This is a genomic window from Rhodococcus sp. EPR-134 (genome assembly GCF_001647205.1).
Classification (GTDB): Bacteria; Actinomycetota; Actinomycetes; order Mycobacteriales; family Mycobacteriaceae; genus Rhodococcus_F; species Rhodococcus_F qingshengii.
This window is the reverse complement of sequence record NZ_LVCT01000672.1, coordinates 52,186-64,931: the sequence shown is the minus strand read 5'-3', so window position 1 is coordinate 64,931 and position 12,746 is coordinate 52,186. Positions and strand designations below refer to the sequence as shown.

The window sequence follows — 12,746 nt, the reverse complement described above, 5'->3', positions numbered from 1 at the left end:
CCGAGTGCTCCACTGCCGAGATCTCGTCGAAACCCAGCGACTCGGCCGCACGGGCGAATTGCAGAATCCAATCAGGGTCTCCGCTTCGACCCAGTTCGACCGGAACGACCACGCCGAGCTTCATACCGTTTCCTCCAGTGTCGCCATCAATTTCGGACCATCCACGACGCGACCGAGGTACCGGTCCGCATCGGGATCTGTTGCAAGCCACACCGCCGCTGCAGCGGGTACGGATGCCGGTGTGGCCGCAAATCCGGCGTCCACGATTGCGTCCGCGCCACCACGGGCTTTCCCTGATTCCGTGATGACAAATCCCGGACTCAGGTTGAACGCTTTGATTCCGGCGTCTCGGTACTCGGAGTTGATCGCTCCGGCAATACGTCCGAACGACGCCTTCGACGCGGCGTACGACAGACCCCAACCACCCTCGCCGGGAGGCGCAGGCGGATCCATGGTCGCCGAGCCCGATGCCAGATTGACCACTACGCCGTTGCCGCTCTTGATCATCGACGGGAGTATCACCTGGACCAGAGCGAGTTGGTGCAGATAATTCCCGATCGCCATCGCCTGAGCGTCGTCGATCTCGATGTCGAGCACCCGGTCCATGTTTCCGACAGTCTGCGCATAGGCGTTGTTCACCAGCACGTCGACACGTCCCCACTCGGCCAGCACCCGTTCACCGGCGCCGCGGACGGATGCCAGATCGAGCAGGTTCATCGGAACGGCCAATGCGCGCACACCGAAGGACTCGATCTCGGCAACCGTCGTCTCCAGGCTGCCGGGCACCGGAATCACTTGCTCGCCTTGCCTCGTTCGCGGGGCTGCCCGCCCCTCTCCTTCACGAACGGTGCGAGCAGTGATTGCAACGTCGAATCCGGCGCGCGCGAATGCCAGCGCGCACTCTCGGCCGATCCCCCGGGAAGCGCCGGTCACCAGCGCAACTTCACTCACAGGAACCGCGTGCGGCCGTGCGTCTCGAACTCCTTCTCCAGGTTCACCACGTCAGCTTCGGTCATCAACGTGTATTCGGGAGTGCCGCGGCCCACCCAGTGGAACACTGGTTCGTCGGTCCGCCAGCGATCGGCTTGAAGTTCACGTTTGAGTACCTTGTTGGAGCCCGTGACGGGCAGGTCGGTCGAAACGCGAACAAATCGTGGCGCTGCCTTGGTACCCAGATCCGCCTGCGCGGCAAGGTAGTCGGCGAACTCGACCGGATCGAAATCGGCGAGATCGGCGACCTCGATCGCAGCCATGACCTGATCACCCGAACGCGGATCCGGTACCGCGAAGACACCCGTGGCAATCACTTTGGGGTGCCGACGCAGGATGTGCTCGATCATCAAAGCCGAGGTGTTCTCACCGTCGACGCGGATCCAGTCGCCCTTGCGTCCCGCGAAGTAGATGAAGCCGGCCTCGTCGACGTAGCCGAGATCGCCTGTCCAGTACCAACCGTGGCGAATCTTCTCGGCGATCGCGTCTTCGTTCTTGTAGTACCCCTCGAACTTCTTCGATCCGGCCTTGTCGACCATCTCGCCGATGGATTCGTCGGGGTTCAGCACGTGACCGTGCTCGTCGAGAATTGCGCGGGGTCGCTCTTCGCGCGTATCGGGATCGACGATGACGATGTTCTCGCTCGCGGGACGGCCCAGTGCTCCGGCAGGTTGGTTCGGATCGAGCACTACTGAACCGGCACCTTCACTCGAACCGTATCCCTCGAAAAGTTGTGCACCGAAACGACGGATGAACTCTGCCTTGTCCCCCGGCGACGCCTCGGTCCCGAAGCCGTGGGTGAGGGTGTTCTCGATGTCGTCGGGCAGTTCCGGCGTCGCCATGAGATACCCCAAGGCCTTACCGACGTAGGTGAAATATGTTGCGCCGTAGAACCGAACGTCCGGCATGAATCCCGAGGCCGTGAACTTACGAACGAGGCAGACCGTAGCTCCCTGCGAAAGGGCCGGCGCCCACAGAGCCATCAACGCGTTGCCGTGGAAGAGCGGCATGCAGCAGTAGCAGACGTCGTCGCGGTCGATGTCGTACTTGGCGCAGTTCGCGTAGGCCAACCGCGTCAGACGCCCCTGGCTGCACCGCACTGCCTTGGACATTCCGGTGGTGCCCGAGGTGAAGAGAAGCAAGAACAGCGTCGACGCGTCGACACCGAGGTCGATCTGAGGCGACTCGACGTGATGTGCTGCAATCTTGTCCGGGTACGACGCGTCGTCGACGAGGACGAAACGATCTTCGGTCAGCCCGAGGTCCAGGCCGGCAAGCTTCTCGTAGCCTGCTTTGTCGGTGACGATCAGCTGGCAGTCGACGTACCGGACCTCAGCCTCGAGTTCAGCTCCACGCCTGGTCGGATTGATGCCGACGATCGTGGCCCCGGTCAGGGCCGCGCCGCCGAGCCAGAACAGGAACTCCGGATCGTTCTCGAGAAGTACTCCGATGTGAAACGGTCCGGGCGCGCGAAGCGACTTCGCCAGCGAGCCGCGCGCTGCGCTCTCGCGCACCACCTCGTCCCAGCTCCAGTCCTGCGTCCGCGTCCGCAGGCCCAGGTGCTGATCACCGAGACGGTCGATCAACATCTGCGCGACGTCCTCGCGCTGAGGAGCTGCAAGAGCTGCATTCGAAGATGCTTCGGTGGCGGTGTTCGTCATCGTGTCCTGTGTCCTAGTCGATATCGGAATGTCGATTACTCCAACTGCGATACGACTCGAACGTATCGACGCCTCAGAGCCGGAACGGTCCCAGTCTCGCTCAGTGGTAACCGCCGCCACAGATATGATTTTCTCGTGAGATTTTGTGACGTGAAAAGCGCCACAATACGAAAGGCCATTCCATGACTGCCCCCGCAGATCCGCAGTTGCTTCTGGACCAGGCGGTCTCACGCCTCACCGGTCCAGGTGGGCCATTCGAGATCGTCGAAGAAGAGGTTCTCGGCACCGTCATGCCTGTGATGAAGAACCGCGGTCACGCCATCGGTGAACTGATCTCGGCATCTCGCGCCTGGGGCGACGGCGACTATCTCGTCACCAGCGATCGTCGAATCTCGTTCACCGAGCATGCCGATTCCGTTGCCGCGCTGGCAACTGCTCTGCGGGACAAGTACGGAGTCCGCAAGGGCGACCGTGTGGGCATCCTCGCTGCCAACACTCCCGAATGGGTCATGACGTTCTTCGCGACGCAGGCGCTCGGCGCGATCGCAGTCGGTCTCAACGGTTGGTGGGTTCCGCGCGAGGTCACCCACGGGATCGAGCTCTCACGTCCGAAGGTTCTGGTCGTGGACGCCAAGCGCGGCGCCGCCCTCCCCGAACTGCCGGCAGACATCACGGTCCTCACCATGGAAGAGGATCTGCCCGCGCTCATCGCGGAATATGCAGGCTCCGACGTGCCGAGCACCGACATCGACGAGGACGACCCCGCCGTCATCTTGTTCACCAGTGGTACCAGTGGCCGCCCCAAGGGCGCACTCCATTCGCACCGCAACGTGATGGCCGTCGTCGACTACCACAAGTACAGCGACGCGATCGGCGCGGCATTCACCGGCCGTGAGTACGACGCTTCCAAGCCGAGCCCACTGCGTTATCTACTCACCTCCCCGCTCTTCCACATCGCCAGCCTGCACAATCTGGTGGTCCCCCGTCTCGCGACGGGCAGTGCCGTCATCCTGACCGAGGGCGGCTTCGACGTCGACAAGGTGCTCGGGTTGGTCGAACGCGAGCGCGTCACCAACTGGGGTGCTGTCCCCACGATGGCATCGCGGCTACTCGAGCACGGCAACATCGCCAAGTACGACGTCTCTTCGTTGACTGCATTCTCACTGGCATCCGCGCCGTCGTCGCCCGCGTTCAAGGAACGCCTCAAGGAGCAGGTGCCGTTCGCACGCAATGCTCTGGTCGACAGCTACGGCCTCACCGAATGCAGCACCGCCATTGCGGTCGCCGTCGGCGCCGAACTCGAAGAGTTCCCAGGCACTCTCGGGCGTCCGATCATCACCGTCTCGATGGAGATTCGCGATCCCTTCGGCGAATGGCTGCCGGACGGCATCGAAGGTGAAGTGTGCGTACGCAGCCCCTTCGTCATGCTCGGATACTGGGAGAACGACGAGGCGACCGAGTCGGCAATTGCCCCCGGACGCTGGCTCCGCACCGGCGATTTCGGCGTCATCGAAAACGGGCGTCTCCGTCTCACCGGTCGCCGTTCCGACCTGATCCTGCGCGGCGGCGAGAACGTCTACCCCCCCGAGATCGAGCAGACGCTCGACGAACACCCCGACGTGATCGAGTGCGCTGTCATCGGCATGCCGCACCCCGACCTCGGCCAGGAAGTGTCCGCCGTGGTTGTCCTGCGTCCCGGAGCCGCCACAACGGAGGCGGAGCTGCGTGATTACGCCGCCGAGCGACTGTCCTATTTCAAGGTGCCGTCGAAGTGGCGCATCACCAGCGATCTGCTGCCTCGCAATGCAACCGGCAAGATGGTTCGGCGCGAGATCACCGTATGACCACGGAGCTGTCACGGATCGTCGCCGAGTCGGCGATCCGTGACCTGCTCTGCGAGTACACGCATCTGATCGATCAGGGCCGATTGCGTGAAGCCGCTGCATTGTTCGCCTCGTCCGACTACGGGCAGTGCGGGCCGGACGGGGTTGCCATCACGCTCATTTCGTCCGACGCCGACGCAGTGTTCGCAGCCTGCAGCGGCTTCATTCGAATGTACGGTGATCCGCCGGTTCCACGAACCAAACATCTGCTGACCAACACGCGAATCGCGGTCGACGGTGAATCAGCGACGGCACTCTCGTACGTCACGGTCATCCAAGGTACCGAAAATCTTGCCCTGCAACCTATTCTGGCGGGGCGCTACTTCGATCGCTTCACCTGCGTCGACGGGTCGTGGCAGTTCAGCTCGAGACTCTTCTGTCTGGACAACATGGGCGAGATGTCCGCGCATGCCAAGCGGGCACTGTAGAGGAACGACGACTGTGGAAATCGGCGTCAACATCTTGGGCCTCGAGGCCCTGTTCGACGGCAAGATTCGCCCGGTTCTGGACTTCGCCGCGCGTGCTGACCGTGCCGGGATCGATCTGATCTGCACCGGCGATCATCTCGGGTTCAATGCCGAAGCACACGCTCAGCGGGTAGCCGAACACAACTTCTTGTTTCCGTTGGATCACCCTTGGTACGAACCGATTTCACCTCTTTCCTCGATCGCCGCAGTGACCGAACGCGCTCGCCTCGGAGTATCGGTTCTGATCGCCACTGTTCGCCCAGCCGACCTGCTTGCCAAACAGGTTGCAACTCTCGACTCATTGTCCGAAGGTCGAGCCGTCATGGGTTTCGGCGTCGGTTGGCAAGAAGCCGAATACACCGCTACCAACATGCCTTTCGACGCGCGATTCGGGCGCATGGAGGAGGCTGTCGCAGCGTGTCGCGAACTGTGGACCAATGCTCCGGCCACCTTCAAGGGACGCGACTTCGCCTTCGAGAACTACCACAGCCTCCCGCTGCCGATCCAAAATCGCGTACCGGTGCTCTTCGGTTTCGGACCAAGCCAGCGGAACTTCGACCGCATAGCACGCGTCGCCGACGGTTGGACCGTGAACCCGACCGACCTGGGAACGTTCACCGACAGTGTCACATTGCTGCGCAACACGTTCGAAGCCCACGACCGCGAGCCGGATACCGCACGTGTGCAAGTGTCTGCGGCGCCGGTTCGGCGCGACAATCGGTCCGTCGACCTCTCGGCAACCGCTGACAAGGTCCTGGACTGGTCCGACCGCGGCGCGTCTGCCGTGGTGCTTCGGCCTGCCGTATTCGATTGCGCTGCCGAAGAACTACCGGAATTACTCGACTGGATGACCAGCATCAAGGAGGCGTGACATGGACCAGGCACTGCAGGATCTCATCGACAAGCAGGCAATTCGTGAGGTGGTTCTGACGTACTGCCGCGGCATCGATCGCCTCGACTTCGATCTCGTCCGCAGCGCCTACCACCCGGACGCGATCGACCATCACACCGGATTCGACGGCACCATCGACGAGTACATCGCCTGGGCCACAACAAAACTCTCCGCGATCGGCGGCACGATGCACCACATCGGCAACCACCTGGTCGAACTGCACGGCGACCCCGCGATCAGCGAGGCATATTCGATGTCCACACACTGGGGCGGGCCCGAAGACATCGGAATGATCAACTTCACCAGTGGTGCGCGGTTCATCGACCACATGGAGCGACGCGACGGCCGTTGGGCGATCAAGGAGAGATGGGCCGTACGCGAGTGGACTCGCTCGGACGAGGGCCGCTTCGTCAACCCCGAAGGGCCTGGTCCGCGTGGGCGTCGAGATGCCTCGGATCCGCTGACAGCATTACGACTAACCCTTGAGATGCACTGAAATTCAGGAAACCGACTATTCCGACTGATTCAAGAATTCGACGCCATTCGAACACATATTCGAATAAGATCGATGCATGGTCAACCCCACGACAGAGCTCTTCGGTATCTCAGCACAGCTGATTGGTACCGAAACTGATTGTGCGTTGGTTGATCTCATGACCGATCTGCATGCATGCGAGGCGATGCTGGTCGAACGCAAGCTCGCTGTGATTGCCGAGTTCTTTTCGCGGCGAAGCTCGGAGCATGTCGCCAGTGGTGCGTGGTCGTCGACCGCACACGAGTTGGCGGAGTCGGAAGTCGGTGCGTCACTGACGATGGGTCGCGCGGCTGCCGGCAAGCTGATCGGGTTGGGGTTCTCGTTAAAGACTCGTCTGCATCGCACTCGAGCGGCGATGGCCCGTGGCGAGTTGGATCTGTACCGAGTTGGTTTGATCGATTCCGCGACCGCGAACGTGAAAGACGAATTGATCGACGAGGTGGAACGACTACTGCTCGAGCAGGTTCTCGCCCCACCAGTAGCAGGCGGAACGGGCTTGACGGGAAGGCGACTGACAGCGGCGATCGATCGGATCGTGGCGATGGTGGACCCGGAAGGTATGCGAGAACGCCGACGCCGTGCTCTCACCGATCGGTTCGTCGGAGTCAGCGCTGCCGAGGACGGGATGGCAAAGATCTTGGGAAGCGTTCCGGCAGAACAGGCTCGGGCATTCGACGGCCGACTACGCGAGTTGGCAATGTCGGTATGCCGAAACGACTCTCGAACGTACGAGCAGCGACGAGCCGACGCGCTCTTCGAGTTGACCAACGGATCACAATTCTTGCCGTGCAACTGTGGCCGAGCTGATTGCCCGCAGGATCGTAGCGGTGGTGTTGTCGTTCGTCGGCCCGTGGTTCACGTCGTGATGACTGATTCCACTCTGCACGGTGGCGGCGAGCCCGCCCACCTCGACGGGTACGGGGTGATCAGCGCTGAGCATGCTCGCGATATCGCCCGTGACGCCGTAATTCGAAACGTCCGAGCACCTGCTGATGACGTCGCAGAGCCGGTGCCTGCTTCGGCGCGCGTCTACCGACCGGGCGCCGTTCTCGATACCTGGTTACGGATCATCGCGGGCAGCTGCCAATGGCTGCATTGTGATGTCCCGGCCTGGAATTCCGATCTGGACCACAATGAACCGTTCCATCACGGCACGGCGACCCCGAATGCGGCGGTAAAACGGTCGCGTCGAATTTGAGTGCGTTCTGCCGCAACCATCATCGCCTCAAGCATTCCGACCGGTGGCGGTTCACGTCGAACGTGGATCGGACCATGTCGCTGACGTCGCCGACCGGGCATTGTTACCGAACGCGACCCGCAGGATTGATGGCTGGATCGCACGAACCGACACCGCCCCAGGGCGGTCGAAATCGGCGGACCCAGGCGGAGAACAAAGCTGCCCGTATCCAGAGTGAACGCAATCGCCAGCGCCGACGGATACAGAAACGAGCAGAGGAGCACGTTCAATACAAGCGGCGGAAATCACCGCGAGCCCGCCGAGAACCCAACGACTACGGGGACGACCCGCCACCGTTCTGAGATACCGAGCGGTGTCGAGGCGCGCCGACGGGTCGCAGGGTCAGTCTGACGTCGGCTTGGTGCCTTCTTCTGGTGCCGGATCGTCGTCGGCAAGCGGATCTATGGTGTCGACACCTTCGAGGACGGTCAGCTCTTCTTCCGCCTCGGCGAGGAGCCCTTTGGCTTCAGCTTCGACCTTCTTCACCCAATCGGACATCCCGAGCCTCTTCTCTTCCGAAGCGAGTTCCCGCTGTAACTGAACTCAGACTACGTCGCCGGCGACGAATTTCGCCGTCCCCTCGGGTCAGTACTCATGACCGAGTAATCATGATTCACGACGGACGGAGCACGCATGCCCGGACAGTTGGAAGGCAAAACCGCACTGATCACCGGGGCCGCCCGAGGTCAGGGCAGGAGCCACGCCGTGCGATTGGCGCAGGAGGGCGCGAACATCATTGCGCTCGACATCTGCCGTCAGATCGAATCGGTGGCCTACCCGATGGGAACCGCCGACGATTTGCGGCAGACAACAGCAGCGGTCGAGAACCTGGGACGAAGTATCGTCGCGCGAGAAGTGGATGTTCGCGATCTGTCCGCACTGCGAACTGCGGTATCCGAAGGAATTGCGGAGCTGGGCAGCGTCGACATCGTCCTGGCCAACGCCGGTATCGGCATGATGTCCCCGGATATCGACGATGCTCGCGCCTTCCGCGACCAGATGGAGGTCAACCTATTCGGCGTCTGGAATACCGTCCAGGCCGCAGCGCCCGCGATGATCGAACAAGGTACAGGTGGCGCAATAGTCCTTACCGGATCAACTCTGGGACTTGTCGGTCGTGGAGGTGACGGCACCGGCGGATCCGACGGCTACTGCGCGAGTAAACACGCCATCGTGGGGCTTGGGCGCACGTGGTCGCACTGGCTTGCTCCCCACAATATTCGTGTCAACTCCGTGCACCCGACTGGCGCGAATACACCGATGGTCGTCAACGACGCGGTCGCGAAGCTGTTTGCGGACTCCCCGACATCGAGCGGAGCCGACGTGGGCAACCTCTTGAACGTCGAGTTGATCGAAGCTGCCGACGTCAGCAACGCGATAGCCTGGCTGGTTTCGGATCAGGCTCGATACGTCACAGGTATCGCGTTGCCGGTCGACGCCGGGTTCACGGCCAAATAGATGCCGGATACACCGGCCGAGTCGCCGTCGATCAGTCGACGGTCGGCGCCCACTGCACGCCGTTGATGTGCCCACCACCGTCGACGAAGAGGGTGTTGCCGGTGACGTAACGGCTGTCGTCACTTGCCAGGAAGGCCGCAACGGGGCCGATGTCGTCGAGGGGATCGCCGATCCGCCCCATCGGGTTCTGTGCGGCCATCACTGCCACGTTCTCCGGATTGGCTTCGGCGACACGCTTGTACGCCGCACTCTGCGCACCGGGACAGATGACGTTGCAGTTCACCTGCTTGGGAGCCCACTCGCGGGCAGCAGTGCGAGTCAGGGTTCGCAATGCTTCCTTCGCCGCGTTGTACTGCACCGAGTACATGTGAGCATTCACGCCGTTGAGGCTGCACATGTTGATCACGCGGCCCGTGCCGTGACGCTCCAGTTCCGGCAGGGCAGCCTGCATCGCCCAGAATGCCGCCATCACTGCCATGTCGAAACCGCCGCGCAATTGCTCGTCGGTCACCTTCTCGAGCCGAGCGAAACCGAAAGTCCGCCAAGCATTGTTGACCAGGATGTCGAGGCGTCCGAACCGCTCGACGGACTTGTCGACCATGGCAACAACCTGAGCTTTGTCAGTGACGTCGGTCCGGACGAATTCCGCCTCCGCGCCCCATTCGTCCCGCAACCACTGGGTGGTTTCGAGGCCCGCTGCCTCGTCGATCTCGGCAACCAACACCGACGCGCCTTCACGCGCGAACGCGCCCGCCACTCCGCGCCCGATGCCCATACCGGCACCGGTGACCACTGCTACACGTCCGTCGAGCTTGCCCACTGGGCCCTCCTTCGTCAGAACCCCTGTGCGCCTTTTTGGTAGTTCCCACTACCAAAAAGGCGCACGGGGGCGAAGCCCCTACCTGGGGCGCGGCACGGTCTTGTCGATGAACAGTCCCTCTACCGATACACACAATTCGCCGTCCGCAGTTTTGATCTCACCGACGGTGTGAATCTTGCGGCCGTCCTTGGACAGGAATTTGCCGCTGATCGTGAGTGGCTCGAACAGCGGAGTCGGGCGATGGTACCGAGTGCTCAATTGTGCTGTCATGCCGGAAGTTCCACCCCAGGCGTTCGCGACGCCGAGAACGTGATCGAGCAGCAGCGCCGAAACACCGCCGTGCACATGGCCGGGAGGGCCCTGGTACGGCAGCGTCAACGTGACCACTCCCTGCACCGACCCGTCAGCGAGCCCTTCCAGAACGAGCGGCGGCGCAATGGCGTTCTCGGGGCCGGTCACGGGGTCGTGACGAGTCACGCCCTCACCGTTCCACATGTCGATCAACCGCTCGGCCACCTCGGGTGAGTGCTGTTCGAGATGCTCTGCAATGCTGTTGAGCTCCTCCGCAACCCGGTCCAAATTGGCGTTTCCGCGGTCGGTGCGCAGCATCGCGTCGACAACGCGACGCGCTGCTGCCGTGGCCCGGTCGACCGGGGCGTCCTGCGGCGGCGACGTCAGAATCGTGCCGCCCGGATGTGTCGCTGCTGTGGGGTGCGAACCGAGGTCCATCAGTTGATCTCCATTTTTGCGTGCGTGAGAACCGGGGAGTTCTCGCGTTCGGGGCACGTCGCCGCCAACGTCAGTGTGTTGCCGTCCTGCCATACCGAGGTGGTGATGGATTCGCCGGGGAAGAGCGAACCTGCAAACCGCACCGAGTAGTTCTTCACCCGCGTCGGATCTCCGTCGAGAATCCCGTCTACCACGGCCTTGCAGACGATGCCGTACGACGCGAGGCCGTGCAGAATCGGTGCATCGAAGCCCGCCATCTTCGCGAAGGAGGGATCAGCGTGCAGCGGGTTCATGTCTCCACTGAGTCGGTACACCAGCGCCTGTGAGGGACTCGTGCTCGACGTCAGTACCTTGTCGGGCGCTCGATCAGGCACCCCGGCAACAACTTCGGGCCCGGTGTTGCCGCCGAATCCACCTTCGCCGCGCGCCCAGATCTGCATTCCGGTGGTCCATAACGGATTCCCGTCCAGGTCCTCGGCCGCCGTCTCGAGAACGATCACAGCTGCCTTTCCCTTGTCCCAGACATCGGCGACCCGAGAGGAAATACGGGCAGCACCCGTCGACGGGATGGGCGCGTGAAGTGCCAGCGACTGCCCACCGTGCAGGATCTTTCGCAGATCGATGTCGATTCCCGGCATACTCATCGACGGTGCGGGCAGTACACCCGCCGAAACTCCCTGGCCTGCAACCATTGCAAACGTCGGGAGTACCTTCAGCCCCTTTTCGTACACCCAGGTCAGTTCGGCGGGATCGAGAGCATTCGCCCCTGCCCCGAGTCCCAATTGGTAGAGCATGACGTCGCGATCGGTCCACGACGCCTCGCGCACAGTCGGTTCGGCGGCCAACGCCACCTCGAGATCGATAGCCATCAGTTCTCCAAAGTTCCGGCTCGGTAGACCGTCACGACGCACGCGCCGCCCAGTCCGAGGTTGTGTTGCAAGCCAATACGAGCGCCTTCGACCTGCCGCGCATCCGCGGTCCCGCGGAGCTGCCACGTGAGTTCGGCGCACTGCGCCAAGCCCGTCGCGCCCAGCGGGTGTCCCTTCGAGATCAAACCACCCGACGGGTTGACGACCCACTGGCCGCCGTACGTGGTCGCGCCGGATTCGACGAGATTTCCGCCTTCTCCGACCGCGCACATCCCCAGGCCCTCGTAGGTGATGATCTCGTTGATCGCGAAGCAGTCGTGCAGTTCGATGACGTCGACGTCATCGATGGTGATCCCGGCCTGCGCAAAGACCTGCTCTGCCGCAGCTGCCGTCATAGGCGCGCCGACCACGTCGATCATCGACTTCTCGGCGAACGCTGCCTCGGTGTCAGTGGTCAACGCCTGTGCGACGATTTCGATCGCCCGGTCTTCGAGGCCGTGCTCACGCACGAACTTCTCGCTCACGACGATCGCGGCTCCGGCGCCGTCCGAGGTCGGCGAGCACTGCGAACGTGTCAGCGGCTCGTGAATCATCTTGTCGCCGAGTACCTGTTCGAGGGTGTACTCGTCACGGAACTGTGCGTACGGATTGTTCACCGAATGCTTGTGATTCTTGACCGCCACCGCTGCGATCTGCTCGACCGTGGTGCCGTACTTCTTCATGTGCTCGACGGCAGCGTTACCGAACAGCTGAGCTGTCATCGGCGATCGGGCGAACCCGTAACCCTCGACCATGATCTTCAGCTGAGAGTCCAAGGTCGTGACCTTGGGCATCTCACCGTTACCGGTCAACGCCGTTTTGGTCATCTTCTCGAAGCCGACGGCCAAGGCGCACTCGGCTTGTCCGGCCTGGACCCACTCGCGCGCCATCATCAGCGCCGTCGAGCCGGTCGCGCAGTTGTTGTTGACGTTGAAGATCGGAATGCCGGTCAGACCGGTCTCGTAGAGAGCTCGCTGTCCTGCTGTCGACGCGTTGAACACGTAACCGACCGCAGCACGCTGAATCTGGCCGTAGCCGATCCCGGCATCGGTCAGGGCATTCGAGACGGCTTCGGTCACCATGTCCGGGTATTCCCAGTCGCGGGTCTCGATCTTCTCGAACTTGGTCATGCCGACGCCGATGACGAAGGTGCGATTGCTCATGTG

13 protein-coding genes and 1 pseudogene are annotated in these 12,746 nt (G+C 62.4%); 6 read left to right on the top strand and 8 right to left on the bottom strand.

Translation table 11 applies throughout. The features are described 5' to 3' along the window. From A2J01_RS36115 to A2J01_RS29325, 3 genes and pseudogenes are all read right to left on the bottom strand, one after another. Positions 1-124, bottom strand: a pseudogene (locus A2J01_RS36115) (LLM class F420-dependent oxidoreductase); the annotation flags it as partial. Then, positions 121-951, bottom strand: coding sequence for an SDR family NAD(P)-dependent oxidoreductase (locus A2J01_RS29330; protein WP_030536994.1), 831 nt, complete (start codon positions 949-951; stop codon positions 121-123). The pseudogene A2J01_RS36115 and the gene A2J01_RS29330, both read right to left, overlap by 4 nt. Beyond that, complete coding sequence (locus A2J01_RS29325; RefSeq protein ID WP_371684398.1) at positions 948-2,579, bottom strand: AMP-binding protein; 1,632 nt, start codon at positions 2,577-2,579, stop codon at positions 948-950. Before A2J01_RS29325 ends, A2J01_RS29330 begins: the two co-directional genes overlap by 4 nt. Positions 2,580-2,833: 254 nt before the next feature. Here A2J01_RS29325 and A2J01_RS29320 point away from each other — a divergent pair, with 254 nt between their 5' ends. The 5 genes from A2J01_RS29320 (at position 2,834) to A2J01_RS29300 (ending at position 7,626) form a co-directional block, all read left to right on the top strand. Continuing rightward, the gene (locus A2J01_RS29320) at positions 2,834-4,495 is read left to right on the top strand and encodes a class I adenylate-forming enzyme family protein (RefSeq protein ID WP_064114138.1); all 1,662 of its coding nucleotides are present in this window, start codon (positions 2,834-2,836) and stop codon (positions 4,493-4,495) included. Beyond that, positions 4,492-4,962 (top strand): nuclear transport factor 2 family protein, encoded by a 471-nt coding sequence (locus A2J01_RS29315; RefSeq protein WP_064114137.1) that lies wholly within the window; start codon positions 4,492-4,494, stop codon positions 4,960-4,962. Before A2J01_RS29320 ends, A2J01_RS29315 begins: the two co-directional genes overlap by 4 nt. A 13-nt stretch (positions 4,963-4,975) precedes the next feature. Then, entirely contained in the window at positions 4,976-5,872 is an 897-nt protein-coding gene (locus A2J01_RS29310; protein ID WP_064114136.1) for a TIGR03619 family F420-dependent LLM class oxidoreductase, read from the top strand. Position 5,873: 1 nt separating this feature from the next. Next, the gene (locus A2J01_RS29305) at positions 5,874-6,389 is read left to right on the top strand and encodes a nuclear transport factor 2 family protein (RefSeq protein ID WP_064114135.1); all 516 of its coding nucleotides are present in this window, start codon (positions 5,874-5,876) and stop codon (positions 6,387-6,389) included. Positions 6,390-6,546: 157 nt separating this feature from the next. After that, a complete protein-coding gene (locus tag A2J01_RS29300) occupies positions 6,547-7,626 on the top strand; it encodes a DUF222 domain-containing protein (protein WP_231916047.1) in 1,080 nt (359 codons plus the stop codon). Between the two features lie 381 nt (positions 7,627-8,007). Here the strand turns inward: A2J01_RS29300 and A2J01_RS36670 are convergent, their stop codons facing one another. Continuing rightward, positions 8,008-8,163 carry a hypothetical protein gene (locus A2J01_RS36670; RefSeq protein WP_197494331.1) on the bottom strand — a complete coding sequence of 52 codons (156 nt, stop codon included), beginning with the start codon at positions 8,161-8,163 and terminating at the stop codon, positions 8,008-8,010. Positions 8,164-8,298: 135 nt separating this feature from the next. Between A2J01_RS36670 and A2J01_RS29295 the strand changes: the two genes are divergently transcribed. Beyond that, positions 8,299-9,123 (top strand): mycofactocin-coupled SDR family oxidoreductase, encoded by an 825-nt coding sequence (locus A2J01_RS29295; protein ID WP_003940537.1) that lies wholly within the window; start codon positions 8,299-8,301, stop codon positions 9,121-9,123. Positions 9,124-9,154: 31 nt separating this feature from the next. Here the strand turns inward: A2J01_RS29295 and A2J01_RS29290 are convergent, their stop codons facing one another. The 4 genes from A2J01_RS29290 to A2J01_RS29275 form a co-directional block, all read right to left on the bottom strand. Beyond that, a complete protein-coding gene (locus A2J01_RS29290) occupies positions 9,155-9,943 on the bottom strand; it encodes an SDR family NAD(P)-dependent oxidoreductase (RefSeq protein ID WP_064114134.1) in 789 nt (262 codons plus the stop codon). 78 nt (positions 9,944-10,021) lie between these two features. Next, positions 10,022-10,672: a PaaI family thioesterase gene (locus A2J01_RS29285; RefSeq protein WP_003940283.1), complete on the bottom strand. Its 651-nt coding sequence runs from the start codon at positions 10,670-10,672 to the stop codon at positions 10,022-10,024. Continuing rightward, on the bottom strand, positions 10,672-11,541 hold the full coding sequence (locus A2J01_RS29280) for a MaoC/PaaZ C-terminal domain-containing protein (protein WP_064114133.1): 870 nt from the start codon (positions 11,539-11,541) through the stop codon (positions 10,672-10,674). The genes A2J01_RS29285 and A2J01_RS29280 overlap by 1 nt, the downstream gene beginning before the upstream one ends. Continuing rightward, on the bottom strand, positions 11,541-12,743 hold the full coding sequence (locus A2J01_RS29275; RefSeq protein ID WP_064074283.1) for a lipid-transfer protein: 1,203 nt from the start codon (positions 12,741-12,743) through the stop codon (positions 11,541-11,543). Before A2J01_RS29275 ends, A2J01_RS29280 begins: the two co-directional genes overlap by 1 nt. Positions 12,744-12,746 lie beyond the last annotated feature (3 nt).